Raw genomic sequence first — 26,873 nt, 5'->3', positions numbered from 1 at the left:
TGGTGGAGCGGAGGAGTGGTCGTGAGCGACAGCGACGCCAGCGGCGAGCACGAGCAGGACGATTCGGGCAAGCAGCCCGGAGTCGAATCCCGCCCGGTGTCCGCCGCGGCTCGGCGCGAACGCCGCGCTTCCGCTCGGCCGGCAGGCAAGTCCGAGGCACGGCCGGGCTCGACCCGTCCGTCCGGCAAGGCGGGCGACAAGGTCGCGAAGCCCGCCGACGCCAAGGGCGTGCCCACCCCCAAACGGGACCGGAAGGCCAAGAAGGCCTCGGTGTTCGCCCGGTTCACGCGGTTCATCCGCGAGGTCTGGGCCGAGCTCCGCAAGGTCATCTGGCCCAACCGCAAGCAGATGGTCACCTACACCGCGGTCGTGCTGGTGTTCGTGGTGTTCATGGTGGCCCTCGTGAGCGGCCTCGATCTCGGCTTCAAGGAGCTGGTCGGGCTGGTCTTCGGCTGACGCCCGCAACGGGCGCGCCACCGCGCTGGCCGGGCCCCGGTCCGGCCCGGCAAGCGATCAACTGAGAGGACGGAACGTGACCTCCGACAACGGCACCGAAGCCGGTCGCGACCTGACCGAGCTTTCCGACGAGCAGGTGCAGACGGCACCCGGCGACGAGGAGTCCGCCGACGCCGTCGAGGTGCCCGTCGCCGAGGACGAGGTCGCCGCCGACGAGAGCGCCGAGGACGCGGACGACGCCGCCGAAGCCGACGTGACCGAGCCCGCCCCCGAGGCGGACGACCCGGTCGCCGCGCTGCGCGCCGAGCTCAAGGCCGCGCCGGGCGAGTGGTACGTCGTGCACTCGTACGCCGGTTACGAGAACAAGGTCAAGACCAACCTCGAGACGCGTACCCAGACCCTGGACGTCGAGGACTACATCTTCCAGATCGAGGTCCCGACCGAAGAGGTCACCGAGATCAAGAACGGCCAGCGCAAGCAGGTGCAGCGCAAGGTGCTGCCCGGCTACATCCTGGTCCGGATGGACCTCAACGACCAGTCGTGGAGCGCGGTCCGCAACACCCCGGGCGTCACCGGGTTCGTCGGAGCCACCTCGCGGCCGTCGCCGCTGACCGTGGACGAGGTGCTGAAGTTCCTCGCCCCGCAGGTCGAGAAGGAAGCCCCGGCCAAGGCTGCCAAGGGCGGCGAATCCGCCGCGGCCGCGCCGTCCGGTGCGCCCGCCGTCGAGGTCGACTTCGAGGTCGGCGAGTCGGTCACCGTCATGGACGGCCCGTTCGCCACGCTGCCCGCCACGATCTCCGAGGTCAACGTCGACGGGCAGAAGCTGAAGGTCCTGGTGTCGATCTTCGGCCGGGAGACCCCGGTCGAGCTCTCGTTCAGCCAGGTCTCCAAGATCTGACGGCCGGGCCATCCCGGTCGGCAGTCCCCGCGTACTGGCAGGTGTGCGGGGGACTCACGTCAGTTAAGAAGGACACAAGGTAATGCCACCCAAGAAGAAGAAGCTTGCGGCGATCATCAAGCTGCAGATCAAGGCGGGTGCGGCCAACCCCGCGCCGCCGGTCGGCCCGGCGCTGGGTCAGCACGGCGTCAACATCATGGAGTTCTGCAAGGCCTACAACGCCGCGACCGAGTCGCAGCGCGGGGACGTCGTCCCGGTCGAGATCTCCGTGTACGAAGACCGGTCGTTCGACTTCAAGCTGAAGACGCCGCCGGCCGCCAAGCTGCTGCTCAAGGCCGCGGGCGTGGAGAAGGGCTCCGGCGAGCCGCACAAGACCAAGGTCGCCAAGGTCACCTGGGACCAGGTCCGCGAGATCGCGAAGACCAAGGAGACCGACCTCAACGCGCACGACATCGACCAGGCCGCGAAGATCATCGCCGGCACCGCCCGCTCGATGGGCATCACGGTCGAGTAATTGCTTCGGCCTCGCCGAAGCAAAACCAGTGGGAGAGCCAGGTGCTGGCTCGTCACCACACTGATCCACTGACTTACTAAGGACAGAAGCATGACCAAGCACAGCAAGGCCTACCGCCAGGCCGCCGAGCTGATCGACAAGGCGCGTCTGTACGCGCCGCTCGAGGCCGTGAAGCTGGCGAAGGAGACCTCCAAGACGAAGATGGACGCGACCGTCGAGGTCGCGATGCGTCTCGGGGTCGACCCGCGCAAGGCCGACCAGATGGTCCGCGGCACCGTGAACCTGCCGCACGGCACCGGTAAGACCGCCCGCGTCATTGTTTTCGCCGTCGGCGACAAGGCCGCTGAGGCCGAAGCCGCCGGCGCGGACGCGGTCGGCACCGACGAACTGATCGAGCGCATCCAGGGTGGCTGGCTCGACTTCGACGCCGCGATCGCGACGCCGGACCAGATGGCCAAGGTGGGCCGCATCGCCCGCATCCTCGGCCCGCGCGGCCTCATGCCGAACCCGAAGACCGGCACGGTGACCCCCGCGGTCGAGAAGGCCGTGAAGGACATCAAGGGCGGCAAGATCAACTTCCGCGTCGACAAGCAGGCGAACCTGCACCTGGTGATCGGCAAGGCGTCGTTCGACACCGAGAAGCTGGTGGAGAACTACGCGGCCGCGCTGGACGAGATCCTGCGCGCCAAGCCGTCGTCGGCGAAGGGCCGCTACGTCAAGAAGATCACCTTCACCACGACGATGGGCCCGGGCATCCCGGTCGACCCGGCGCGGACCCGCAACCTCCTCTCCGAGGAAGCCGCGGTCTGAGTCGCACATCACGCGAAAGGGTGGTCACGCTTCGTGCGTGACCACCCTTTTTTCGTGTCTCATGGACGTATGCCAACGACGTTCCTCGCCCCCGACGGGCTCCAGCTGAGCTACACGGTCTGGGAGGGCGACGGACGGCACCGGCGGCCCGTCGTGCTGCACCACGGTTTCGCCGCCGATTCCCAGGTGAACTGGGTCAATCCCGGAGTCGTGGACGCACTGGTCAAGGCCGGGTTCACGGTGATCGCACTGGACGCGCGCGGACACGGCGAGTCGGAGAAACCGCACGACCCGGTGGCCTACGGCGAGGACATCATGGCCGCGGACCTGACCGCGCTGTTCGACGAACTCGGCCTGGACGAGGTGTGCCTGGCGGGCTATTCGATGGGCGCGATCGTCTCGCTGCTGGTGGCTACGAGTGACCGGCGAGTCCGCTGCCTCGCCGTCGGCGGCGTCGGCGCGGGAATCGTGGACTTCGGCGGGGTGGACGCCCGGGTCATCAACCGCAGCCAGATCGCGGACGGACTGCTGGCCGAGGACCGGTCGCAGGTGCCCCCGGCGGCCCGCCCGTTCCGCCGCCTGGCCCGCCGCGCGGGCGCGGACGTCGAAGCACTGGCCGCGGTCATGCACGCGACCCCGCACGGCCCGATGCGACTCACGAACCTGTCGGCGGCGACGCTGATCCTGGCCGGGGAGTCGGACGAACTGGCGACCCAGCCGGAACGCCTCGCCGCGGGAATCGCGGGCGCGCGGTTGGTGCGGGTGCCGGGGAACCACATGGAAGCGGTGGCACACCCGGCTTTCGCGGCGTCGTTGGTGGACTTCTTCGCGTACTCGGACACGGGGGAGACCCGGTTGCCGATCAGCTCGCCTGCCTGACGGTCAGCCCGGGGTGGAGGTCGCCGTCGGTGGCGTGCACTTTTCGGGTCCGCGTTTATGCCCGACGATCAGCCACTGTCCTTTTTCGACCTGCTTGACGGTGAAGTCGCCGAGAGCCGGGCCGCCGGTGATCGCGAAGTCGCACGACTTGATCACCACGTCCTCGCCCGGCGGCCATCCGGAGCGCTTCGAGATCGACTCGGCGTAGGCGTCGACTGAACCGGGTGCCCGGTCAAGCCGGTCGTGCAGGCCCTGCACCGCGACGGCGCAGTCCGTGAAACCGAGATCGGTCGCGAACTTCTGTTGCGTTGCCTGGTCGAAAAGGCCGCAAACGTGGTCGACCATGCTCTTCGGCCCGGGGCCGTGCTGAGCGATCCCGTCGTAGACGCGGCGCACTGATTCATAGGGCGAGGCCGTCGTGAGGATCTGGTTCGTGTGGTAGGTCCCGCCGCCCTCGGCGGCGATCTGGGCCGAGGTTTTGCCGTCGTCGCTGGGGAAGATCTGGTGGTATCCCCAGTTGACCAGGATCCCGAGGATGACCAAGGCGATCACCCAGCCCAGGATCTTCCCGCCGAGCCGCTTCACCCAGCGCGGGACCGGGCGGCGGTTCTTCGGCGGTTCTTCGTACTCCGTCAGCGCGCCCGGGTGGTTCGGCGGCGCAGGCGGCTGGCCACCGGCCAGCGGTTGCGGCTGGCGGTTTCCGGCCGGGACCAGACCAGCGTCGGGTGCCGGAGTCGGTTCGGCGCCCTGCTGGGACTGGGTGAACCGCAGGTACTCCTGGAACCGCTGGAATTCCTGGAACTGGCGCAGTTGCTCCGGATCCAGCTGAGGCTCGCTCGCCGCTGGTTGCGCGGGAGTGCGCGGCGCGACCTCGGCCCCGCCGGGCTGGGGCAACGCAGGCGGTTGCGCGGGCGGTTGTGTCGAGGATCCGCCCGAACCGGGAGAGGGGGTTTCTTCCGGCTTTCCGTGATCACGCTGTTCCGCCACGTCACCAATGATGCCCGCTCCGGCGCGATTTCCCGAGACTGCCCCGGTTCTCGCAGTTCAGCAAGGGGGTGCCCGCGAACGGCGAACAACCCTCCCGTATGCTGGTCGACGGTTCTACCAAAGACCGCTGGTTCTCTCCGGATTCCCGGGGAGCGAAGGTTCGCCCGCAACGGCGACGGCCCGCGCAGGAGGAACGAGGCTTTCACCCCAGTCTTCATGGCTGGGCAACGCCCCGCGTCTGACTGCGCGTGGGCGTTTTTTCGTTCGGGGGCGCCTCCGCCGAAGCCAGTGGTGACACTAGCCAAGAGAGGAGGCGACCATGGCGAAGCCCGACAAGGTGGCGGCCGTCGCCGAGATCGCGGAGAGTTTCCGCAGCAGCTCGGCCACCGTCGTTACCGAGTACACCGGCCTCTCCGTGACTCAGCTGTCCCAGCTGCGCCGCGCTCTCGGCACCAGTGCCAAGTACCGGGTCGCGAAGAACACCCTCGTCAAGCGTGCCGCTGAGGACGCCGGCCTCGAGGGGATCGAGGACCTGTTCGTCGGCCCGACCGCGATCGCTTTTGTGCACGGCGAGGCAGTCGACGCCGCGAAGGCGCTTCGCGACTTCGCGAAGGAAAACAACGCGCTTGTCATCAAGGGCGGCTACATGGACGGCAAGTCGCTGTCCGTGGACGAGATCACCAAGATCGCCGATCTCGACAGCCGCGAGGTGCTGCTCTCCAAGGCGGCGGGCGCGTTCAAGGCGAAGCTTTCCCAGGCCGCGGCGCTGTTCCAGGCGCCTGCGTCCCAGGTTGCCCGCCTGGCTGCCGCGCTGGAGGAGAAGCAGCGCAACGCCACCGGTACCGAAGCAGCCGAAGCACCCGCCGAGAGCTGAACCACCCCACCCCCCGAACGTCTCGTTCGTTTTTCTGAGAGGAAGCCATCATGGCGAAGCTGAGCACCGCCGAGCTGATCGACGCCTTCAAGGAGCTGACCCTTCTTGAGCTGTCCGAGTTCGTGAAGGAATTCGAAGAGGTCTTCGACGTCACCGCCGCCGCCCCGGCCGCCGTCGTCGCCGCCGCCCCGGGCGCCGCGCCCGCCGAGGCCGCTGCGGAGCAGGACGAGTTCGACGTCATCCTCGACTCGGCCGGCGACAAGAAGATCCAGGTCATCAAGGTCGTCCGCGAGGTCGTCTCCGGTCTGGGCCTGAAGGAGGCCAAGGAGCTGGTCGAGGCCGCTCCGAAGGCGCTCCTGGAGAAGGTCGACAAGGAGGCCGCCGAGGCCGCCAAGGAGAAGCTCGAGGCCGCTGGCGCCAAGATCTCCATCAAGTGATCCCGGGCGCGCAAGCGCCTGTTGCACCACCTCGAAAGGGGCGGACACCCGACACGGGTGCCCGCCCCTTTCGCTGTCCGGACAAAAAAGACGCACAGTCGCCGAGCCGGTCCCGCGACACCCTCGTTCAGGCGAACAAACCGTGCGTCCGGCGACGCCGGGTCACCCCCTGTTTGCCGCGTTTCCGCCGGTTAACCCGTCAGGGTGAGCGGAAGTCGGCCATCTGGATCTGCGCTCGAACGTGACGTGCACTACCGTGCTGCCAGCGGTCGCCGTACTGGATCCCCGTCGCGTGAGGTGTGCACGGGGGCTGGCCAGAGAACAAAACTGGTGAGTAACCTGTTCGCGCTCAGCTCGTTGCACCTGGTTGAAGCGGAGTTCGCCGCGCGAGCTCCGCCGCTGCCAGCGGTGACGGGGCGGCGGTGCGCGACGACGCGGAACAGCTCCTGGAGGTGCGATGGGTGCCGAGGTGGTCATCGAAGGTCTGACGAAGTCCTTCGGAAAGCAGACCATCTGGCGGGACGTGACGCTGACCCTGCCTCCCGGCGAGGTCTCGGCGATGCTCGGCCCGTCCGGAACCGGCAAGTCCGTGTTCCTGAAGTCGATGATCGGCCTGCTCAAGCCGGACCGCGGACGGTGCGTCATCAACGGCGTCGACATCGTCACCTGCTCCGAGCACAAGCTGTACGAGATCCGGAAGCTCTTCGGCGTCCTGTTCCAGGACGGCGCGCTGTTCGGCTCGATGAACCTCTTCGACAACGTGGCTTTCCCGCTGCGGGAGCACACGAAGAAGTCCGAGACCGAGATCCGCCGCATCGTGCTCGAGAAGCTCGAGATCACCGGTCTGGCCGGCGCGGACAAGAAGCTCCCCGGCGAGATCTCCGGCGGTATGCGCAAGCGCGCCGGCCTCGCCCGCGCCCTCGTGCTGGACCCGGAGATCATCCTGGTCGACGAGCCGGACTCCGGTCTCGACCCGGTCCGCACGACCTACATCTCGCAGCTCTTCCTGGACGTCAACGCCCAGATCGACGCGACGTTCCTGATCGTGTCGCACAACATCAACCTCGCCCGCACGGTGCCGGACAACCTCGGCATGCTGTTCCGCAAGGAACTCGTCATGTTCGGCCCGCGCGAGGTGCTGCTGACCAGCGACGAACCGGTGGTCGAGCAGTTCCTCAACGGCCGCAAGCTCGGCCCGATCGGCATGTCCGAGGAGAAGGACAGCGCCCAGATGGCCCGCGAGCAGGCCGAGGCCGAGGCGGGCCACGGCGACGTGCTCAACGAGGACGTGCGCGGCGTGGTGCCGCAGATGCAGGTCAGCCCGGGCGTGCCGGAGCGGGCCGGGGCGAAGCGGCGGATGGACCGCGTCATGCGGATCCTGCACACGCTCCCGCCGAGCGCGCAGGAGGGGATCATCGAATCCCTGACGCCCGAGCAGCAGCGGCACTACAACGTGCGGCCCAACCCCGGTGCCTTCCACCACCAGCCAGGTCCCGAGGACACCCAGCAGCTGCCTCCGGTCAGCTCTCCGGGTCCAGTGCCCAACCAGCACCAGGGACAGCTCCCCGCCGACCAGGTCGCGCGCATCCCCGGCGCCGCCGACCGCCGGTCGCCCCGGCACGGGCAGGGTGGCGCGTGACCACCAGCACGGCCAAGATCCCCGGCTACGGAATGCTGCGGGAGACCGGGAACCTGTTCGCGCTCGGCCTCGACATCATCCGCGGCATCTTCCAGCGCCCGTTCCAGTTCCGCGAGTTCATCCAGCAGGCCTGGTTCGTCGCGAGCGTGACGATCCTGCCGACCGCGCTCGTCGCGATCCCGTTCGGCGCGGTCATCTCGCTGCAGTTCGGCGCGCTCGCCCGCCAGCTCGGCGCGCAGTCCTACACCGGTGCCGGTTCGGTGCTGGCGACCGTGCAGCAGGCCAGTCCGCTGGTCACCGCGCTGCTGGTGGCCGGCGCGGGCGGCAGCGCGGTCTGTGCGGACATCGGCGCGCGGACCATCCGCGAGGAGATCGACGCGATGGAGGTGCTGGGCGTCTCCGCGGTCCAGCGCCTGATCGTGCCCCGCACGCTCGCCATGATGCTCGTCGCGCTCCTGCTCAACGGCATGGTCAGCGTCATCGGCGTGCTCGGCGGCTACTTCTTCAACGTCGTGCTCCAGGGCGGCACCCCTGGCGCGTACCTGTCCAGCTTCTCCGCGCTCGCGCAGCTGCCCGACCTCTGGGTCGGCGAGATCAAGGCGCTGATCTTCGGCTTCATCGCGGCGGTCGTGGCGGCTTACCGCGGCCTGCACCCGAGCGGCGGCCCGAAGGGCGTCGGCGACGCGGTGAACCAGTCGGTGGTCATCACGTTCCTGCTGCTCTTCGTCGTGAACTTCGTGATCACGCTGATCTACCTGCAGCTCGTGCCCGGAAAGCTGGACTGATCATGACGTTCCTCTCGGGGGCGAAGCGGATCGCCAACCGCCCGCTGGAGACCCTGGACACGCTCGGCGACCAGATGTCGTTCTACGGCAGGGCTCTGCTGTGGACGCCGCGCACGCTGCGCCGCTACACCAAGGAAGTGCTGCGGCTGCTGGCCGAGGTGAGCTTCGGTTCCGGCTCGCTCGCGGTCATCGGCGGCACGGTCGGCGTGATGGTCGGCCTGACGCTGTTCACTGGTGTCCTCGTCGGCCTCCAGGGCTACTCGGCGCTGAACTCGATCGGCACGTCGGCCTTCACCGGCTTCCTCACCGCGTTCTTCAACACCCGCGAGATCGCGCCGCTGGTCGCCGGGCTGGCGCTGTCGGCGACGGTCGGCGCGGGCTTCACCGCGCAGCTCGGCGCGATGCGGATCTCCGAGGAGATCGACGCCCTCGAGGTGATGGGCGTGCCGAGCCTCCCGTACCTGGTGACCACGCGGATCATCGCCGGGTTCGTGGCCGTGATCCCGCTGTACGTGATCGGCCTGTTGAGCTCGTACCTCGCCTCGCGGCTGGTCGTTATCTATATCTACGGACAATCCGCGGGTACCTACGACCATTACTTCGACCTGTTCCTACCACCGCAAGACGTGCTCTATTCGTTCATCAAGGTGCTGATCTTCAGCGTTTTGATCATTCTTTCGCACTGCTACTTCGGGTACCGGGCCAGCGGCGGGCCCGCCGGGGTGGGCGTGGCCGTCGGCCGCGCGGTGCGGCTTTCCATCGTCACGGTTTCGGTCGTGAACTTCTTCATCGGTTTCGCGATTTGGGGAACCGACGTCACGGTGAGGATTGCGGGATGACCACACTACGGCGCAGGTTGCTCGGCCTGCTGCTGGTGGCGGTGCTCGTCGGCGGGATCGCGCTCAGCATCGCGATGTACGACAAGGCGTTCAGCAAGTTCGTCACCGTGAAGCTCGACGCGGGCCACATCGGCAACCAGCTGCTCAAGCAGTCGGACGTGAAGGTCCGCGGTTTGATCGTCGGTTCGGTGCAGGACATCAAGGCCACCGAGAACGGCGCGGAACTGACGCTGGCGATGGATCCGGAGTCGGTGAAGCTGATTCCGGAGAACGTGTCCGCGCGATTCCTTCCCAAGACGTTGTTCGGCGAACGCTATGTGTCGCTGCAGATTCCGCAGGACCCGTCGAGCAAGACGCTTTCCCAGGGCGACGTGATCACCCAGGACCGCACTTCCGGCGCGGTCGAACTGGACCAGGCGCTCGAACACCTGATGCCGGTGCTGCAGGCGGTGCAGCCGCAGAAGCTGTCCAGCACGCTCACCGCGATCTCGACCGCGCTGCAGGGCCGCGGCAAGCCGCTCGGCGAAACGCTTTCGCAGCTCGGCCAGTACATCGGCGAGCTGAACCCGCACGAGCCGGAGCTGCAGCACAACCTCCAGGCGCTCGCGGAGTTCTCCGGCCACCTGAGCAACGCGACGCCGGATCTGGTGCAGAGCCTGGACAACCTGAGCACGACCACCCGCACCGTGGTCGCCGAGCAGGCGAACCTGTCGAGCCTCTACGGCAACCTCACCACCGCGTCGCAGGACCTGCAGTCGTTCCTCGAGGCGAACTCGCAGAACCTGATCAGCCTCGCCAGCACCGCGCGCCCGACCGCTGAGCTGCTCGCCAAGTACTCGCCGGAATACCCGTGCGTGCTGAAGCAGATGGCGAAGGTCGTGCCGGTCGCGGACGCGGCGCTGGGCAAGTACAACGGCAAGCCCGGCCTGAACGCGACCATCGAGGTCGTCGTCAACCGCGGGCCGTACAAGCCGGGCGAGGAACCGCGGTTCGAGGACAAGCGCGGCCCGCGCTGCTACGACCTCAACCCCGCGCCGGACCCGTTCCCGCAGCAACCGCCGGACGGCCCGTTCAAGGACGGCACCAAACAGGGCGCGGCTCCGAAGACCGTGGGCGAGGGCGTCAACCCGGCCAACTTCAAGGCAGACGCGGCCGGGGTCAACGGCGGCGGCACGTCGGGCGGCAACCCGGTCAACACCGCGGCCGAGAACAACTTCCTCGCCGCGCTGGTCAGCCCGGAGATGGGGATTTCGCAGAACCAGTTCCCGGGCTGGGGCTCGCTGCTCGTCGGCCCGCTCTACCGGGGCACGGAGGTGACGGTCAAGTGAGGGGACTCGCCGCACCGCTGATCAAGCTGACGATCTTCGTGGTCGTCACGGTGCTGTTCACGACAGTGCTCGGCATCAGCATCGCGAACATCAACACCACCAGCACGAGCGCCTACTCCGCGCGGTTCACCGACGCCACGCTCCTGCTGCCGAACGACGACGTGCGCATCGCCGGCGTCCGCGTCGGCCAGGTCAAGGACGTGAAGATCGTCGACAAGCGCCAGGCGCAGGTGGACTTCGAGGTCGACTCAGGGCGCAAGCTCCCGGCAGGCGTCACCGCGCAGATCAAGTTCCGCAACCTGGTCGGCCAGCGCTACGTCTCGCTCGGCGAGGGCGACGACACCAGCGGCGCGACGCTCAAGCCGGGCGACACCATCCCGCTCGAGCGCACCACGCCCGCGCTGGACCTGACCGAGCTGTTCAACGGTTTCAAGCCGCTGTTCACCGCTCTGAACCCGGCCGACGTCAACAAGCTGTCGTACGAGGTCATCCAGGTGCTGCAGGGCGAGGGCGGCACGGTGGAAAGCCTGCTGTCGCACACCGCTTCGCTGGCCACCACGATCGCCAACAAGGACCAGGTGATCGGCGAGGTCATCGACAACCTCAACTCGGTCCTCGACACGGTCAACCAGCACACCCCGCAGCTCAACGACCTGATCGTGAAGCTGCAGCAGCTGGTGTCCGGCCTCGCCGCGGACCGCAAGCCGATCGGCGACGCGATCGAGGGGCTGGGCAACCTGGCCAACACGACCGCCGGTCTGCTGACCGACGCGCGGGCTCCGCTGAAGGACGACATCGCCGCTCTGGGCAAGCTCACCACGAACCTGAACCAGAACGAGCCGCTCGTCGAGCACTTCATCCAGTTCATGCCGAAGAAGGTCAGTGCGCTCACCCGCACCGGCGACTACGGCTCGTGGTTCAACTTCTACTCCTGCGAGATGACCGGGACGGTGGGCGTGCCAGGGCTGCTGCCGCCGACGGACTTCACGCTCGCGCCGGTGAACCGGGACAGGTGCAAGCCATGAAGTCCTTCCAGAAACGCAACCCGATCCCGATCGCGCTGGTCGGCATCGCGGTCATGGCGCTCGGCCTCGTCGCCGCCATGAATTCCGAGGACCTGCCGGTGATCGGCGGCGGCACCACCTACAGCGCGGACTTCTCCGAAGCGGCCGGGCTGCAGAAGGACAACGACGTGCGGATCGCGGGCGTGAAGGTCGGCAAGGTGTCCGACATCAAGCTCGACGGCCCGAACGTCAAGGTGTCGTTCAAGGTCAAGGACGCCTGGATGGGCGACAAGACCACGGCGGCGATCAAGATCAAGACGCTGCTCGGCCAGAAGTACCTCGCGCTCGACCCGCAGGGCAACGGCAACCTCGACCCCGGTTCGCCGATCCCGCGCGACCGGACGATGTCGCCGTACGACGTGCTCGACGCGTTCCGCGGCCTGTCGCAGACGGTCGACGCGATCGACACGAACCAGCTGTCGAAGAGCTTCGAGGCGATCACCCAGACGTTCTCGAACACGCCGCAGGACGTGAAGGGCGCGCTGTCCGGGCTGTCGAAGCTGTCGGACACGATCGCCAAGCGCGATTCGCAGCTGGCGAACCTGCTGGCCAACACGCGCCAGGTGTCGCAGACCCTGGTCGACCGGGACGCCGAGGTGCAGAAGCTGATCACCGACGGCAACCAGCTGCTGGACGAGATCGGCAAGCGCGAGCAGGCGATCAAGACGCTGCTCGACGGTTCGAAGCAGCTCTCGACGCAGCTGCAGGGCCTGATCGACGACAACGACGGCCAGCTGAACCCGGTGCTCACCCAGCTCGACCAGCTCACGTCGATGCTGCAGCGCAACCAGGACTCGCTGGCGCAGGGGATCCAGAAGTTCGCGCCGTTCATCCGGGTCTTCAACAACACGATCGGCACCGGGCACTGGTTCGACAACTACATCTGCGGCCTGGTGCTTCCTTCGGTCGGCCCGCTCAATCCGGAGGGGTGCAACTCCAAATGACCGACACCCGCTTCGGCCAGTCGCTCACCCGCGGCTTCACGATCGCGATCGTCCTCGCGCTCGTGGTCGCGGGCGCGCTCTGGTGGACGTTGAAGGACGCCGGCCGCAACCACCTGACCGCGTACTTCTCCGGCGCCGTCGGCCTTTACGAGGGCAACAGCGTCCGGATGCTCGGCGTGGACATGGGCACGGTGACCAAGATCCAGCCGATGGGCAACCAGGTCCGGGTCGACCTCGAATACGACCGCTCGGTCGCGGTGCCCGCCGACGCGAAGGCGGTCATCGTGTCGCCGTCGCTGGTCAGCGACCGCTACGTCCAGCTCGCCCCGGCCTACACCGGCGGCCCGCGCATCTCCGACGGCGCGACGATCGGCCTCGACCGCACCGAGGTTCCGCTGGAGGTCGACCAGCTCGCCGCCAGCCTCGCCAAGGTCAGCGAGACGCTCGGACCGAACGGGGCCAACAAGAACGGCTCGCTCTCGGACCTGCTGAACACCGCCGCGAACAACCTCGACGGCAACGGCAAGGCGCTGCACGACACGATCACCAAGCTCGGGCAGGCGTCCGGAACGCTGGCGGACAACAAGGACGACCTCTTCCAGACGGTGCAGAACCTCGGCAAGTTCTCCCAGTCGCTCGCCAACAGCGACGGGCAGGTGCGCCAGTTCGAGAGCCAGCTCGCCGACGTGAGCGGATTCCTCGCCGGGGAGAAGGACAATCTCGCCCAGACCGTGCAGCAGCTCGGCACCACGCTGCAGTCGGTGCAGGGCTTCATCGAACGCAACCGCGGCCGGTTGAAGTCCAATGTGGACAAACTGGCCAGCGTGACCAAGGTGCTGGTGGACCAGCGCAGCTCGCTCGCCGAGATCCTCGACGTCGCGCCGGTCGCGCTGTCCAACATCGTCGGCGTCTACAACGGCTCGTCCGGCACGCTCGACACGCGGCCGAACCTCAACGAGCTGACCCAGCCGCCGCTGGTGATGGTCTGCAGCCTGCTCAAGCAGACCTCGGTGACCAAGCAGCTGCTCGGCAACGCCTGCGACGGCATCGCCAAGGTGGTCGACGGCGTGGTTCCGCTGCCGTCCACCGCGCAGGTCATCCAGGCGATGCAGAACGGCCAGCTGCCGCCGCTGCCGCTCCCGCTGCAGGGCCAGGTCTACGGGACGCAGGGGAGCTGACGTGAAGCGACTGACGAAGTTCGCCGCGGGCGGAGCGCTCGCCACGGTGTCCGCGCTCGTGCTGAGCGGCTGCGCGTTCAACGGCGTCTACGACGTCCCGCTGCCCGGCGGGGCCGACCTCGGCAGCCACCCGTACACGCTGAAGATCCAGTTCAAGGACGTGCTCGACCTCGTCCCGCAGTCCGGGGTGAAGGTCAACGAGGTGCCGGTCGGGCAGGTCAAGTCGATCGGGCTGACGCCGGACGGCTGGCACGCCGAGGTGACCGTCGAGGTCAACGGGGACGTCAAGCTGCCAGCCAACGCGATGGCCAACGTGAAGCAGTCGAGCCTGCTCGGCGAGAAGTACGTCGAGCTGGCTTCGCCGGGCGGCGACGAGGCGACCGGGCAGCTGGCGAACGGGGCGACCATCCCGCTCGCGCGCACCGGCCGCGACGTCCAGGTCGAGGAGGTGCTCGGCGCGCTGTCCCTGCTGCTCAACGGCGGCGGCGTGGAGCAGCTCAACACGATCACCAAGGAACTCAACAACGCCACCGCCGGCCGCGAGCCGGACATCAAGGCGCTGCTGGCCAACGCGAACGAGCTGGTCACCAACCTCGACAACCAGTCGGCCAACATCACCCGCGCGCTCGACGGCCTCAACCGGCTGTCCATGACGCTGCGGGACCAGAAGGACAAGCTGGTCGGCGCGGTCGACAACCTCGGGCCCGGGCTCGGGGTGCTGGAGCAGCAGCGCGGCCAGCTGGTGACCATGCTGAACGCGCTCAACAACCTCTCCGGCGTCGCGACCGACACGGTCAACAAGAGCAAGGCGGACCTGGTCGCCGACCTCAAGGCGCTCACGCCGACGCTGCAGAAGCTCGGCGAGGCGGGCAGCGACCTGCCGAAGGCGCTGGAGATCCTGCTGACCTATCCGTTCACCGACCAGGCCTACAACGACGTCAAGGGCGACTACTTCAACCTGTTCGCCAAGGTCGACCTGAACCTCAAGGACGTCATCGACAACCTCGGCCGCAGCAGGCAGAACGGGCTCAACGGGCTCATTCCCGCGCCGGGGCTGACCGGCGGCGTCGAAGGCTCGCCCGCGAACCAGCCGCCGCCGCTGTCGTTCCCGGGCAGCCAGCCCGCGCAGCAACAGCAGGCTCCGTCCTCGACCGGCGGCCAGGGCGGCGGGCAGCCGTCGCAGAGCGGGTTGTCCGGCCTGTTCGGGGTGCTTTCCGGAGGTGCTGGCTGATGTTGCTGCGCAGGACGAAAATCCAGCTGGTGGCCTTCGCCATCATCTCGGTCGTGGCCATCGTGTACGCGCTGATCCGGTTCGCCGGCCTCGGCACGGTGTTCGGCAGCAACGGGTACACGGTCAAGCTGCAGCTCAACGAATCCGGCGGGATCTTCACCAACGCCGAGGTCACCTACCGCGGCTTCAACGTCGGCCGCGTCGGGCAGCTGCGGCTGACCCAGAGCGGGCTCGAGGCCGACCTGAACATCGACCCGTCGGCCCCGCGCGTGCCCGCCGACCTCGACGCGGTCGTCGCCAACCGGTCCGCGGTCGGCGAGCAGTACGTCGACCTGCGGCCGAAGAACGACCAAGGCCCGTACCTCGCGAGCGGTTCGGTGATCCCGGCCGCCCGCACGAGCACCCCGGTCAGCACCGACCGGCTGCTCGGCGATCTCGACTCGCTGTCGGCCTCGGTGCCGACCGACGCGCTGCGGAAGGTCGTCGACGAGTCCTACGACGCGTTCCGCGGCACCGGCGGCGACCTGCAGAAGCTGCTCGACACCGCGCGCAGCTTCACCACCACCGCGCAGCAGTACCTGCCGCAGACCGTGCAGCTGCTGCAGGCAGGCGGCCAGGTGCTGGACACGCAGAACGACGAGGCGTCGAACTTCGCGTCCTTCTCCAAGAGCCTCAACCAGCTCAGCGGGACGCTCAAGAACTCCGACGGCGACCTGCGCAAGCTGATCGGCGTCACCCCGCAGGTGGCGACCCAGATCAGCCAGGTGCTCAAGGAGACCGGGCCCGGCCTCGGCGCGCTGACCGCGAACCTGCTGACGACGGCCAACCTGACCGTGACCCGGCTGGACGGCCTCGAACAGGGCCTGGTGACCTATCCGGCACTGGCGGCCGCCGCGCCGTCGGTGGCCCCCGGCGACGGGACCGCGCACCTCGGCCTGGTGCTGAACCTGTTCAACCCGCCGTCGTGCACGAAGGGCTATCTGCCCTACAGCCAGTACCGTCCGGGTTCGGACACCTCGCCCCGGCCCGAGGACGACAAGGCCTACTGTGCCGAGCCGAAGGGCAGCCCGATCAACGTCCGGGGTTCCCAGAACGCGCCGTACAACGGCGTGCCGGTGCAGCCGTCGCAGCAGGACATCGCGGCGAACCAGAACCGGCCGGCGCAGCAGCTGCAGGAGCAGCGCGACGCTCAGGTGCCGGGCGTAGTCGGCAGCCCCGGGGTGTCCCTGAACAGCATGGGCTCGCTGCTGGGACTCGGCTGACCGGGATTTGATGACTGTTACCTACTCTGGAGTGTTATGAGTGCCGAGCACGCGGTCGCCGAGGAAGAGGTGACCGCTGATACGCCCGAACCGGCAACGGCGGTGGCGGCGAAGGAAAAGTGGACGCTTCCCGGATCGCCGCGGGTGTGGCTGTTCGGATCCGGGGCGTTCGCTCTCGCCGCGCTGGTGGTGGCGATCGTGTTCGGGATCATGTGGCTGGTCGCGGAGATGGACGGCGACCGGGGTCTGGCTTCGGCGCGCGACGACGTGCTCAAGGACGGCGCCGCCGCGGTGCTGGCCTACACCCAGGTCGACTACCAGCACCTGGACACGTACTTCCAGCAGCAGAAGGACGTCTCCAGCGACGACATGGCCAAGCAGATCGAGCAGGCCCAGCCGAACTACTCGAAGGCGCTGACCGACCAGAAGGTCAAGGTCACCACCACGATCCAGGACATCGCGGTCGAGGAGCTCAACGACCACGACGGCAAGGCCAGCTTCCTGGCCGCGATCAGCACGGACACCTCGGCGGGCGGGAAGAACGCCACCAAGGCGCTGCGGCTCGAGGTCCAGATGACCCGGGTCGACGGCAAGTGGAAGCTGTCCGGGATCGACCAAGTGCCGCTCGTCGCCGCCGGCAAGTAGCTTCACCCGCAGATCGGAGTTCCGCAGTGCCCCCCTCCCGTCGCCAGCCACCGCGCAGCAGCAGCAGCACGCCACCGGCTCGCAAGCCGAAGGTCGCCGGGCTGCGCAAGCCGTCGGACCCGGCGGCGCCGGCGGCCTCGCCCAAGCCGCGCCCCCGGCCGCGGCCGCTCCCCGACGCGGATCCGGCCGAGGTGACCCAGGAGCTGCGGATTCCCCGCGGCGGCCTGGTGCGCCCGGCCGACCCTGAGCCCGCTTCGACCGAGACCGAGCCTGCTTCGGCCGAGGTCGCGGAGACCCCTGTCGAGGAAGACGCCGCCGAGGTCTCCGGGGTAACCAAGGAAGCCCCGGCCGAAGAGGTCGACGCGCTCACCGGCGAGACCGTCGAGGACGAGAAACCGGCCCGGCCGAGCCCGCGGCGCAAGAAGCGCGACACCGGCTCGGAGAAGCCCTCGGACGTCGAGGAAGCCGAGACCAAGGCCCGGGCGGAGGAAGCCGCCGAGGTACCGGCTCAGCGGTCCGTGGTCAGCCGCAACACCGTGCGCGTCGCACTGCTGCTGGTGGTCGGGCTGGCACTGGTCGCCGCGGCGGTCATCTTCCAGGTCAAGGGCTCGGACGCGGCCGATTCGACGAGCAACCGCGCGGTGCTCGACGTGGCGAAGACCGCACAGGTCAAGGACCAGGTCTCGAAGGCTATCGAGACGCTGTTCTCCTACGACTTCAACAACATCAAGAAGACCGAGGACGCGGCCAACCAGCTGCTCGCCACCGACCAGGTCAAGACGAGCTACAACGCGCTGATGGGCCAGGTCAAGAAGCTGGCTCCGGAGCAGAAGGTGGTCGTGACCTGCAAGGTCACCCGCAGCGCGGTGATCCGGCTGAACGGCGACCTCGCCAGGGTGATGCTGTTCATCGACCAGACGTCGACGCGCGCGGACACGAAGCAGACCGCCGCGGGCACGGCGCAGATGCACGTGGACGCCCAGCTGCAGGGCAACACGTGGAAGATCACCGACATGGACACCTACAAGGCCGCCGCACCGGCCGCCGGCGCCCCCGCGCCGTCCGCGCCCGCTTCGGCTCCGCCGTCGAAGTAAGCGTCCTGAGCAGTCGTCACGGCCCGTTCCCGGAACCTCCGGGGGCGGGCCGTTGTCGTGTCAGCGTCCGGAACGCCGTCCGAAGCGGCTCCTTCAGCTCATCCGGGCTCTCCGGCGGCTCTAGGGCCTCCGAGCCGGTCGCAGCCAGCCGGTCCAGCAGAGCGACCGTGAGACCGTCCAATTCGGCCCGCAGCACCGATAGGTCGGGACCGCCCTCGGGCAGGTCGCCGGGATGTGCGCTCCAGCGCGTGAAGAGCCGATGCTGGACCTGCTTGCTGGCGGTGATCTGATCCGAGAGGAACCCGGCGGCGAGATCCGGGTCGAGGCCGATTTCGCGGGCAAGCACCCGGACGTGGGCCAGCTCCCGCTGCTCGCGGACGGGATCGTCGACCGGCCGCCCGGCCCCGAACTTCGCGGCGGCGACCTGTTCGCTGATCGCCAGCCTGCGCAGGACCAGGTCGGGAAGCGACGCGTCGGGTCCGGGCATCGTGCGCACCTCCGGGAGTTCGGGCCCGCCCAGTTGATCACCGTGCCGCGTCCGTTGCCAAGCGTCGCTTCCAGGCGTGCGCAACCCCCAATGCCAGGAACTCAAGGCGGCGTTGCGGGTGCGTTCGAGCCGCGTCCGCCCAGGTCGAAGGTCTCGCCTGGCCTGGGACGCGGGACGTGCGGTCCGTGAGGGCCACCCTGAGGGAATCTGATTCCCTCAGGGTTCCCCTCACGGACCTCAAGACACGGCCAGACGGGGATGAATCGGCGCGGCTTAAGTCCCTGGCATTGGTGCGCAACCCCTGTCCGGGGGACCCGGAATCGGGTGCCGAGCTGCCCGAAGTTCCCCGGTTTTCGTCCGCCGCGAAGCACCCGGCCGCTCGCGGAATGTGATCCATCCCGCGCCCGCCGCGCCGATGCGGAAACCGCCGCCGAAACCGGGCGCAGGCCGCCCACCTGCGTCGCTGTCCGGCCGACCTGCGCGGCCGTCCCGGAGTACCCGGCGGTAACCGGGACCGCGGCCGGATCGGTCACCCTGTGCTGTCCGGGTTCGACGCTGCGCCAACCGGCGGGAGAGCCGCGCGGCATCTTGACTCCAAAGCCGCGTGGGTTCACGCTTACTGCCAACGGTCACGGCCGGGGAACGCGAACCTTGCGGGAGGGGCGCGAAAACCCGGGCGAACCGGGAGCCGGAAGGACGCAGTGAGGCTCAGGGAGACGCACTGCCCCAAGGTGACGCGATGCAGGCTGGGCCCCGTCGGGAGTGCCCCCTGGACAGACCGCGTCATCGGGGCTAGACTGCTTCTTTGCGCTGCCCTCTTTCAGGCTGCCCGGAGCCGGTAGTTAGGATAGTGGGCACACGGCACCCCTGACAGTCCGCGACAGCTGTTGCCATCGCGGCTGCTCACCGCTCATTGTCCCCGGAAGGACGCATCTTGGCAGTCTCTCCCGCGAACCAGGCCACTGCTGCGACCACCTCGGCTGAATCCCGCGCGCAGGCCACGGGAATCCCCGGAGCGCCCAAGCGGGTCTCCTTCGCGAAGATCCGCGAGCCACTCTCCACCCCGAACCTGCTTGACGTCCAGATCCAGTCGTTCCAGTGGTTCACCGGCAACGAGGCGTGGTTCGAGCGCCGCGTCAACGAAGGCGAAGAAAACCCGGTCGGCGGTCTGGAAGAGGTCCTCAACGAGATCTCGCCGATCGAGGACTTCTCGGGCTCGATGTCCCTGTCCTTCTCCGCTCCGCGCTTCGACGAGGTCAAGGCCTCGATCGAGGAGTGCAAGGACAAGGACATGACGTACGCGGCCCCGCTGTTCGTCACCGCCGAGTTCGTCAACAACAACACTGGCGAGATCAAGAGCCAGACGGTCTTCCTGGGCGACTTCCCGGTGATGACCGACAAGGGCACCTTCATCATCAACGGCACCGAGCGGGTCGTCGTGTCCCAGCTGGTGCGTTCTCCGGGCGTGTACTTCGACAGCAGTGTCGACAAGACGACCGACAAGGACGTCTTCAGCGTGCGCGTGATCCCGAGCCGCGGCGCGTGGCTCGAGTTCGACGTGGACAAGCGCGACACCGTCGGCGTCCGCATCGACCGCAAGCGCCGCCAGCCGGTCACCGTGCTGCTGAAGGCGCTCGGCTGGTCCACCGAGGCGATCCGCGAGCGCTTCTCGTTCTCCGAGACGCTGCTGGCCACCCTCGAGAAGGACCACACCGCGGGCACCGACGAGGCGCTGCTCGACATCTACCGCAAGCTGCGCCCGGGCGAACCGCCCACGAAGGAGAGCGCGCAGACGCTGCTGGAGAACCTGTTCTTCAAGCCGAAGCGCTACGACCTGGCCAAGGTCGGCCGCTACAAGGTCAACAAGAAGCTGGGCCTCGACACCCCGTACGAGACCGGCACGCTGACCGAAGAGGACATCGTCTCGGCCATCGAGTACCTGGTCCGGCTGCACGCCGGCGAGGACAAGATGACGAGCTCCGCCGGCGTCGAGGTGCCGGTCGAGACCGACGACATCGACCACTTCGGCAACCGCCGCCTGCGCACCGTCGGCGAGCTGATCCAGAACCAGATCCGGGTCGGCCTCTCCCGCACCGAGCGCGTCGTGCGCGAGCGCATGACCACGCAGGACGTCGAGGCGATCACGCCGCAGACCCTGATCAACATCCGCCCGATCGGCGCGGCGATCAAGGAGTTCTTCGGCACCTCGCAGCTGTCGCAGTTCATGGACCAGAACAACCCGCTGTCGGGCCTGACGCACAAGCGTCGTCTTTCGGCCCTCGGCCCGGGCGGTCTGTCCCGTGAGCGCGCCGGCATGGAGGTCCGCGACGTCCACCCGTCGCACTACGGCCGGATGTGCCCGATCGAGACGCCGGAAGGCCCGAACATCGGCCTGATCGGCTCGCTGTGCTCCTACGCGCGGGTCAACCCGTTCGGCTTCATCGAGACGCCGTACCGCAAAGTCGTCGAGGGCCAGGTCACCGACCAGGTCGACTACCTGACCGCGGACGAGGAAGACCGTTACGTCAAGGCGCAGGCCAACGCGCCGCTGACCGACGACGGGCACTTCGAGGAAGAGAAGGTCCTCGGCCGCCGCAAGGGCGGCGAGGTCGAGCTGATCGACCCGCTCGAGATCGACTACATGGACGTGTCGCCGCGGCAGATGGTCTCCGTCGCCACCGCGATGATCCCGTTCCTGGAGCACGACGACGCGAACCGCGCGCTGATGGGCGCGAACATGCAGCGGCAGGCTGTTCCGCTGCTGCGCAACCAGGCTCCGTACGTGGGCACCGGCGTGGAGCTGCGCGCCGCGGTCGACGCCGGGGACGTCCTGGTCGCCGAGCAGGCCGGCGTGGTCGAGGAGCTGTCCGCGGACATCATCACGATCATGCACGACGACGGCACGCGGAAGAGCTACGGACTGTACAAGTTCCGCCGCTCCAACCACGGCACGTGCTTCAACCACCGGCCGATCGTCAACGAGGGCGACCGGGTCGAGCAGGGCCAGGTCATCGCCGACGGCCCGTCCACCGAGAACGGTGAGATGGCGCTCGGCAAGAACCTCCTCGTCGCGGTCATGCCGTGGGAGGGCCACAACTACGAGGACGCGATCATCCTCTCCGAGCGCCTGGTGCAGGACGACGTGCTGACGTCGATCCACATCGAGGAGCACGAGATCGACGCCCGCGACACCAAGCTGGGCGCCGAGGAGATCACCCGGGACATCCCGAACGTCTCCGAGGAGGTGCTGGCCGACCTCGACGAGCGCGGCATCATCCGCATCGGAGCCGAGGTCCGCGACGGCGACATCCTGGTCGGCAAGGTCACGCCGAAGGGCGAGACCGAGCTGACCCCGGAGGAGCGCCTGCTCCGCGCGATCTTCGGCGAGAAGGCGCGCGAGGTCCGAGACACCTCGCTGAAGGTGCCGCACGGCGAGACCGGCAAGGTCATCGGCATCCGGGTGTTCTCCCGCGAGGACGACGACGAGCTGCCCCCGGGCGTCAACGAGCTGGTCCGCGTCTACGTGGCCCAGAAGCGCAAGATCCAGCCGGGCGACAAGCTCGCCGGCCGGCACGGCAACAAGGGTGTCATCGGCAAGATCCTGCCGGTCGAGGACATGCCGTTCATGGAGGACGGCACCCCGGTCGACATCATCCTGAACACCCACGGTGTGCCGCGACGGATGAACATCGGCCAGATCCTCGAGCTGCACCTCGGCTGGCTGGCTTCGCAGGGCTGGACGATCGAGGGCAACCCGGACTGGGCGAAGAACCTGTCCGAGGAGCTCTACGACGTCGCGCCGAACACGAACACCGCGACCCCGGTGTTCGACGGCGCGAAGGAAGAGGAGCTCACCGGGCTGCTCGGGGCGACCAAGCCGAACCGCGACGGCGAGCGCATGGTCAAGGAGAACGGCAAGGCCACGCTGTTCGACGGCCGCTCCGGCGAGCCGTACCCGTACCCGGTGTCGGTCGGCTACATGTACATCCTGAAGCTGCACCACCTGGTCGACGACAAGATCCACGCCCGCTCCACCGGCCCGTACTCGATGATCACCCAGCAGCCGCTGGGCGGTAAGGCGCAGTTCGGCGGCCAGCGCTTCGGCGAGATGGAGTGCTGGGCGATGCAGGCCTACGGCGCGGCTTACACGCTGCAGGAACTGCTCACGATCAAGTCGGACGACGTGGTCGGCCGCGTCAAGGTGTACGAGGCGATCGTGAAGGGGGAGAACATCCCCGAGCCGGGCATCCCGGAGTCGTTCAAGGTGCTCCTCAAGGAGCTCCAGTCGCTGTGCCTCAACGTCGAGGTGCTCTCCAGCGACGGCGCGGCGATCGAGATGCGCGACTCCGACGACGAGGACCTCGAGCGCGCAGCGGCGAACCTCGGCATCAACCTGTCCCGCAACGAGTCGCCCTCGGTGGACGACGTCGTGCACTAGCCCGCCTCTCCGGCATTTCCAAGTGTGGTCGCGTTTTCGAGGACCGTCGCGCTGGGAGGGGTACCGTGGCCGGCTGCCGTCACGGTACCCCTGAGGTGCGGTTGATCCCGGGGCCACAAAGGCTTTAATCCTCAAGGAAAGAGGGAAGAAAAGACGTGTTGGACGTCAACTTCTTCGACGAACTCCGGATCGGTCTTGCTACTGCCGACGACATCCGTCAGTGGTCCTTCGGCGAGGTCAAGAAGCCGGAGACCATCAACTACCGGACCCTCAAGCCGGAGAAGGACGGGCTCTTCTGCGAGAAGATCTTCGGTCCGACCCGGGACTGGGAGTGCTACTGCGGCAAGTACAAGCGCGTCCGGTTCAAGGGCATCATCTGCGAGCGCTGCGGCGTCGAGGTCACTCGCGCCAAGGTGCGCCGTGAGCGGATGGGCCACATCGAGCTGGCCGCGCCGGTCACCCACATCTGGTACTTCAAGGGCGTTCCGTCGCGCCTCGGCTACCTGCTGGACCTGGCGCCCAAGGACCTCGAGAAGATCATCTACTTCGCGGCCTACGTGATCACCGGCGTGAACACGGAGCTGCGGCACAACGACCTGCCGACCCTCGAGAACGAGATCGGCGTCGAGCGCAAGAACCTCGAGACGAAGCGCGACGCCGACATCGAGGCCCGGGCGCAGAAGCTGGAAGCCGACCTGGCCGAGCTGGAGGCGGAGGGCGCGAAGTCCGACGTGCGCCGCAAGGTCAAGGAGGGCGGCGAGCGCGAGATGCGCCAGCTGCGCGACCGCGCCGGCCGCGAGCTGGACCGCCTCGAGGAGGTCTGGACGACCTTCACGAAGCTCGAGCCGCGTCAGCTGATCGCCGACGAGCTGCTCTACCGCGAGCTGATCGACCGGTACGGCGAGTACTTCACCGGCGGCATGGGCGCGGAAGCGATCCAGAAGCTGGCGACCGAGTTCGACGTCGCCGCGGAGGCCGACAGCCTGCGCGACACCATCCGCAACGGCAAGGGGCAGAAGAAGCTCCGCGCGCTGAAGCGGCTCAAGGTCGTCGCCGCGTTCCAGGCGACCGGCAACGACCCGCGCGGCATGGTGCTCGACGCCGTCCCGGTCATCCCGCCGGACCTGCGCCCGATGGTGCAGCTCGACGGTGGCCGCTTCGCCACGTCGGACCTGAACGACCTGTACCGCCGCGTGATCAACCGGAACAACCGGCTCAAGCGGCTGATCGACCTCGGCGCGCCCGAGATCATCGTCAACAACGAGAAGCGGATGCTGCAGGAGGCCGTCGACGCGCTGTTCGACAACGGCCGCCGCGGGCGTCCGGTCACCGGCCCGGGCAACCGGCCGCTGAAGTCGCTGTCCGACCTGCTGAAGGGCAAGCAGGGCCGGTTCCGCCAGAACCTGCTGGGCAAGCGCGTCGACTACTCGGGCCGTTCGGTCATCATCGTCGGTCCGCAGCTGAAGCTGCACCAGTGCGGTCTGCCGAAGGACATGGCGCTCGAGCTGTTCAAGCCGTTCGTCATGAAGCGGCTGGTCGACCTGAACCACGCGCAGAACATCAAGTCCGCCAAGCGGATGGTGGAGCGGTCGCGGCCGCAGGTGTGGGACGTGCTCGAAGAGGTCATCACCGGCCACCCGGTGATGCTGAACCGTGCGCCGACCCTGCACCGGCTGGGCATCCAGGCCTTCGAACCGCAGCTGGTCGAGGGCAAGGCCATCCAGCTGCACCCGCTGGTCTGCGAAGCGTTCAACGCGGACTTCGACGGCGACCAGATGGCGGTGCACCTGCCGCTGTCGGCCGAGGCGCAGGCCGAGGCCCGGATCCTGATGCTGTCGGCGAACAACATCCTGTCGCCGGCGTCGGGCCGTCCGCTCGCCATGCCGCGGCTGGACATGGTCACCGGTCTGTTCCACCTGACCCGGCTGAACGAGAACGCCGAGGGCGCGGGCAACGCGTACTCGTCGCCCGCCGAGGCGATCATGGCGTTCGACCGCAAGGCCCTGAGCCTGCACGCCCCGGTCAAGATCCGCGTCACCGACCGTCAGCCCGCGAAGGCCGACGAGGCGGCGCTCGCGGAAAAGGGCTGGGAGCCGGGCAAGCCGTGGCTGGCCGAGACGACGCTGGGCCGCGTCCTGTTCAACGACCTGCTGCCGGCGGACTACCCGTTCATCAACGAGCCGATGCCGAAGAAGCGGCAGGCGGCCATCGTGAACGACCTCGCCGAGCGGTACTCGATGACGCAGGTCGCGCAGACGCTGGACAAGCTCAAGGACGCCGGTTTCTACTGGGCGACCCGCTCGGGCGTCACGGTCGCGATCTCGGACGTGCTGACCCCGGTCGGCAAGAAGGCCATTCTCGACGAGTACGAGGGCAAGGCCGACCAGGTCGAGAAGCGGTACCAGCGCGGTCAGCTGTCCCACGCCGAGCGCAACAACGAGCTCGTCAAGGTGTGGACGCAGGCGACCGAAGAGGTCCACAAGATCATGGAGACGGCGCTGCCGGACGACAACCCGATCGCCATGATCGTGAAGTCGGGCGCGGCGGGCAACATGACGCAGGTCCGTTCGCTGGCCGGTATGCGTGGTCTGGTGTCGAACCCGAAGGGCGAGTACATCCCGCGTCCGATCAAGGCGAACTTCCGTGAAGGCCTGTCGGTGGCGGAGTACTTCATCGCTACCCACGGCGCCCGGAAGGGTCTGGCGGACACGGCGCTGCGTACCGCGGACTCGGGTTACCTGACCCGTCGTCTGGTGGACGTTTCGCAGGACGTCATCGTCCGCGAGGTCGACTGCGGCACCACGCGCGGCATCATGATGCCGATCGGCGAGGACCTCGGCGACGGCAAGGTCGTGCGCGACCAGCACGTCGAGACCTCCGTGTACGCGCGGAACCTCGCGACGGACGCGGTGGACGCCAAGGGCAACGTCGTGCTGAACGCGGGCGACGACATCGGCGACCCGGCCATCGAGAAGCTGCTCTCCAGCGGCATCTCGAAGGTGAAGGTCCGCTCGGTGCTCACCTGCGAGTCGGCGGTCGGTGTGTGCGCGACCTGCTACGGCCGTTCGATGGCGACGGGCCAGCTCGTCGACGTCGGCGAGGCGGTCGGCATTGTCGCCGCCCAGTCGATCGGTGAGCCGGGCACGCAGCTGACGATGCGTACGTTCCACCAGGGTGGTGTCGCCGGTGACGACATCACGACCGGTCTGCCCCGTGTCACCGAGCTTTTCGAGGCTCGGGTGCCGAAGGGCAAGGCTCCGATCGCGGATGTCGACGGCCGCGTGCGGATCGAGGAGAGCGAGCGGTTCTGGAAGATCACCCTGATCCCGGACGACGGGTCGGAGGAGATCGTCTTCGACAAGCTGTCCAAGCGGCAGCGGCTCGCGAACACCCCGAACGGCCCGCTGGGCGACGGCGACCACGTCCACGTCGGCCAGCAGCTGCTCGAGGGCACGCCGGACCCGCACGAGGTCCTGCGCGTCATGGGCCCGCGCGAAGCGCAGATGCACCTCACGGACGAGGTCCAGAAGGTGTACCGGGCGCAGGGTGTGTCGATCCACGACAAGCACATCGAGGTCATCGTGCGGCAGATGCTGCGCCGCGTGACGATCATCGACTCCGGAGCCACGGACTTCCTGCCGGGCGAGCTGCCCGAGCGGACGAAGTTCGAGGCGACGAACCGGGCCGCGGTCGCCGAGGGCGGCGAGCCGGCTTCGGGCCGTCCGGTGCTGATGGGCATCACGAAGGCGTCGCTGACCACGGACTCGTGGCTGTCGGCGGCCTCGTTCCAGGAGACCACGCGCGTCCTGACCGACGCGGCCATCAACGGCCGCTCGGACAAGCTCGTGGGCCTCAAGGAGAACGTCATCATCGGTAAGCTCATCCCGGCCGGTACGGGCATCAACAAGTACCGGAACATCCAGGTGCAGCCGACCGAGGAGGCGCGGGTCGCGGCGTACGCGATCCCGTCCTACGACGACGGTTACTACACCCCGGACGTGTTCGGTTCGGGCACCGGCGCCGCGGTTCCGCTGGACGACTACGACTTCGGTCGCGACTTCCGCTGATCCGCTCCGCTTGAACG

22 protein-coding genes are annotated in these 26,873 nt (G+C 68.0%); 20 read left to right on the top strand and 2 right to left on the bottom strand.

Going from position 1 to position 26,873, the window contains the following annotated elements:
* Positions 1-21 precede the first annotated feature (21 nt).
* From secE to PUT80_RS20960, 5 genes are all read left to right on the top strand, one after another.
* Complete coding sequence (gene secE / locus PUT80_RS20980; RefSeq protein ID WP_107051120.1) at positions 22-456, top strand: preprotein translocase subunit SecE; 435 nt, start codon at positions 22-24, stop codon at positions 454-456.
* 76 nt (positions 457-532) lie between these two features.
* A complete protein-coding gene (gene nusG, locus PUT80_RS20975) occupies positions 533-1,354 on the top strand; it encodes a transcription termination/antitermination protein NusG (RefSeq protein ID WP_275293179.1) in 822 nt (273 codons plus the stop codon).
* 82 nt (positions 1,355-1,436) lie between these two features.
* On the top strand, positions 1,437-1,868 hold the full coding sequence (gene rplK / locus PUT80_RS20970) for a 50S ribosomal protein L11 (protein WP_037360170.1): 432 nt from the start codon (positions 1,437-1,439) through the stop codon (positions 1,866-1,868).
* 90 nt (positions 1,869-1,958) lie between these two features.
* The gene (rplA, locus tag PUT80_RS20965) at positions 1,959-2,678 is read left to right on the top strand and encodes a 50S ribosomal protein L1 (RefSeq protein WP_037816302.1); all 720 of its coding nucleotides are present in this window, start codon (positions 1,959-1,961) and stop codon (positions 2,676-2,678) included.
* Between the two features lie 69 nt (positions 2,679-2,747).
* A complete protein-coding gene (locus PUT80_RS20960; protein ID WP_275293178.1) occupies positions 2,748-3,557 on the top strand; it encodes an alpha/beta hydrolase in 810 nt (269 codons plus the stop codon).
* Positions 3,558-3,560: 3 nt separating this feature from the next.
* Here the strand turns inward: PUT80_RS20960 and PUT80_RS20955 are convergent, their stop codons facing one another.
* The gene (locus PUT80_RS20955) at positions 3,561-4,544 is read right to left on the bottom strand and encodes a hypothetical protein (RefSeq protein ID WP_275293177.1); all 984 of its coding nucleotides are present in this window, start codon (positions 4,542-4,544) and stop codon (positions 3,561-3,563) included.
* 319 nt (positions 4,545-4,863) lie between these two features.
* On the opposite strand from PUT80_RS20955, the gene rplJ reads away from it, so the two are divergent.
* The 13 genes from rplJ to PUT80_RS20890 all read left to right on the top strand — a co-directional run bounded on the left by rplJ (position 4,864) and on the right by PUT80_RS20890 (position 17,864).
* The gene (gene rplJ / locus PUT80_RS20950) at positions 4,864-5,418 is read left to right on the top strand and encodes a 50S ribosomal protein L10 (RefSeq protein WP_037816297.1); all 555 of its coding nucleotides are present in this window, start codon (positions 4,864-4,866) and stop codon (positions 5,416-5,418) included.
* Between the two features lie 50 nt (positions 5,419-5,468).
* Positions 5,469-5,855: a 50S ribosomal protein L7/L12 gene (gene rplL, locus PUT80_RS20945; RefSeq protein ID WP_037816296.1), complete on the top strand. Its 387-nt coding sequence runs from the start codon at positions 5,469-5,471 to the stop codon at positions 5,853-5,855.
* 457 nt (positions 5,856-6,312) lie between these two features.
* Positions 6,313-7,494 (top strand): ABC transporter ATP-binding protein, encoded by a 1,182-nt coding sequence (locus PUT80_RS20940; RefSeq protein ID WP_037816295.1) that lies wholly within the window; start codon positions 6,313-6,315, stop codon positions 7,492-7,494.
* A gap of 32 nt (positions 7,495-7,526) precedes the next feature.
* Entirely contained in the window at positions 7,527-8,279 is a 753-nt protein-coding gene (locus PUT80_RS20935; protein WP_051165981.1) for an ABC transporter permease, read from the top strand.
* Positions 8,280-8,281: 2 nt separating this feature from the next.
* Positions 8,282-9,118 carry an ABC transporter permease gene (locus tag PUT80_RS20930; protein WP_037360186.1) on the top strand — a complete coding sequence of 279 codons (837 nt, stop codon included), beginning with the start codon at positions 8,282-8,284 and terminating at the stop codon, positions 9,116-9,118.
* The gene (locus PUT80_RS20925; protein ID WP_275293176.1) at positions 9,115-10,446 is read left to right on the top strand and encodes an MCE family protein; all 1,332 of its coding nucleotides are present in this window, start codon (positions 9,115-9,117) and stop codon (positions 10,444-10,446) included. Before PUT80_RS20930 ends, PUT80_RS20925 begins: the two co-directional genes overlap by 4 nt.
* Positions 10,443-11,471: an MCE family protein gene (locus PUT80_RS20920; RefSeq protein WP_037360189.1), complete on the top strand. Its 1,029-nt coding sequence runs from the start codon at positions 10,443-10,445 to the stop codon at positions 11,469-11,471. Before PUT80_RS20925 ends, PUT80_RS20920 begins: the two co-directional genes overlap by 4 nt.
* Positions 11,468-12,454, top strand: a complete 987-nt coding sequence (locus tag PUT80_RS20915; protein WP_134733102.1) for an MCE family protein — start codon at positions 11,468-11,470, stop codon at positions 12,452-12,454. Before PUT80_RS20920 ends, PUT80_RS20915 begins: the two co-directional genes overlap by 4 nt.
* Positions 12,451-13,632, top strand: a complete 1,182-nt coding sequence (locus tag PUT80_RS20910) for an MCE family protein (RefSeq protein WP_037360193.1) — start codon at positions 12,451-12,453, stop codon at positions 13,630-13,632. Before PUT80_RS20915 ends, PUT80_RS20910 begins: the two co-directional genes overlap by 4 nt.
* A gap of 10 nt (positions 13,633-13,642) precedes the next feature.
* Complete coding sequence (locus PUT80_RS20905) at positions 13,643-14,863, top strand: MCE family protein (protein WP_037360389.1); 1,221 nt, start codon at positions 13,643-13,645, stop codon at positions 14,861-14,863.
* Positions 14,863-16,125 carry an MlaD family protein gene (locus PUT80_RS20900; protein WP_275293175.1) on the top strand — a complete coding sequence of 421 codons (1,263 nt, stop codon included), beginning with the start codon at positions 14,863-14,865 and terminating at the stop codon, positions 16,123-16,125. The genes PUT80_RS20905 and PUT80_RS20900 overlap by 1 nt, the downstream gene beginning before the upstream one ends.
* Positions 16,126-16,161: 36 nt before the next feature.
* Entirely contained in the window at positions 16,162-16,770 is a 609-nt protein-coding gene (locus PUT80_RS20895) for a hypothetical protein (protein ID WP_037360197.1), read from the top strand.
* A 26-nt stretch (positions 16,771-16,796) separates the two neighbouring features.
* Positions 16,797-17,864 carry a hypothetical protein gene (locus tag PUT80_RS20890; RefSeq protein ID WP_275293174.1) on the top strand — a complete coding sequence of 356 codons (1,068 nt, stop codon included), beginning with the start codon at positions 16,797-16,799 and terminating at the stop codon, positions 17,862-17,864.
* Between the two features lie 16 nt (positions 17,865-17,880).
* Here the strand turns inward: PUT80_RS20890 and aroQ are convergent, their stop codons facing one another.
* Complete coding sequence (aroQ, locus tag PUT80_RS20885) at positions 17,881-18,351, bottom strand: gamma subclass chorismate mutase AroQ (RefSeq protein WP_275293173.1); 471 nt, start codon at positions 18,349-18,351, stop codon at positions 17,881-17,883.
* Between the two features lie 934 nt (positions 18,352-19,285).
* Between aroQ and PUT80_RS20880 the strand changes: the two genes are divergently transcribed.
* Positions 19,286-22,789, top strand: coding sequence for a DNA-directed RNA polymerase subunit beta (locus PUT80_RS20880; RefSeq protein WP_134733106.1), 3,504 nt, complete (start codon positions 19,286-19,288; stop codon positions 22,787-22,789).
* A gap of 155 nt (positions 22,790-22,944) precedes the next feature.
* The gene (locus PUT80_RS20875; protein ID WP_275293172.1) at positions 22,945-26,856 is read left to right on the top strand and encodes a DNA-directed RNA polymerase subunit beta'; all 3,912 of its coding nucleotides are present in this window, start codon (positions 22,945-22,947) and stop codon (positions 26,854-26,856) included.
* The last annotated feature ends 17 nt before the right edge of the window (positions 26,857-26,873 follow it).

This window comes from Amycolatopsis sp. La24, assembly GCF_029087445.1.
Taxonomy (GTDB): domain Bacteria; phylum Actinomycetota; class Actinomycetes; order Mycobacteriales; family Pseudonocardiaceae; genus Amycolatopsis; species Amycolatopsis nivea.
This window is presented reverse-complemented; position numbering and strand designations above follow the sequence as displayed.

What these genes read in the sequence shown, in the direction of transcription:
- rplK (WP_037360170.1), top strand. Translation starts at nt 1,437, where the DNA reads ATGCCACCCAAGAAGAAGAAGCTTGCGGCGATCATCAAGCTGCAGATC.
- rplA (WP_037816302.1), top strand. Translation starts at nt 1,959, where the DNA reads ATGACCAAGCACAGCAAGGCCTACCGCCAGGCCGCCGAGCTGATCGAC.
- PUT80_RS20960 (WP_275293178.1), top strand. Translation starts at nt 2,748, where the DNA reads ATGCCAACGACGTTCCTCGCCCCCGACGGGCTCCAGCTGAGCTACACG.
- rplJ (WP_037816297.1), top strand. Translation starts at nt 4,864, where the DNA reads ATGGCGAAGCCCGACAAGGTGGCGGCCGTCGCCGAGATCGCGGAGAGT.
- rplL (WP_037816296.1), top strand. Translation starts at nt 5,469, where the DNA reads ATGGCGAAGCTGAGCACCGCCGAGCTGATCGACGCCTTCAAGGAGCTG.
- PUT80_RS20940 (WP_037816295.1), top strand. Translation starts at nt 6,313, where the DNA reads ATGGGTGCCGAGGTGGTCATCGAAGGTCTGACGAAGTCCTTCGGAAAG.
- PUT80_RS20935 (WP_051165981.1), top strand. Translation starts at nt 7,527, where the DNA reads ATGCTGCGGGAGACCGGGAACCTGTTCGCGCTCGGCCTCGACATCATC.
- PUT80_RS20930 (WP_037360186.1), top strand. Translation starts at nt 8,282, where the DNA reads ATGACGTTCCTCTCGGGGGCGAAGCGGATCGCCAACCGCCCGCTGGAG.
- PUT80_RS20925 (WP_275293176.1), top strand. Translation starts at nt 9,115, where the DNA reads ATGACCACACTACGGCGCAGGTTGCTCGGCCTGCTGCTGGTGGCGGTG.
- PUT80_RS20915 (WP_134733102.1), top strand. Translation starts at nt 11,468, where the DNA reads ATGAAGTCCTTCCAGAAACGCAACCCGATCCCGATCGCGCTGGTCGGC.
- PUT80_RS20910 (WP_037360193.1), top strand. Translation starts at nt 12,451, where the DNA reads ATGACCGACACCCGCTTCGGCCAGTCGCTCACCCGCGGCTTCACGATC.
- PUT80_RS20900 (WP_275293175.1), top strand. Translation starts at nt 14,863, where the DNA reads ATGTTGCTGCGCAGGACGAAAATCCAGCTGGTGGCCTTCGCCATCATC.
- PUT80_RS20895 (WP_037360197.1), top strand. Translation starts at nt 16,162, where the DNA reads ATGAGTGCCGAGCACGCGGTCGCCGAGGAAGAGGTGACCGCTGATACG.
- aroQ (WP_275293173.1), bottom strand. Translation starts at nt 18,351, where the DNA reads ATGCCCGGACCCGACGCGTCGCTTCCCGACCTGGTCCTGCGCAGGCTG.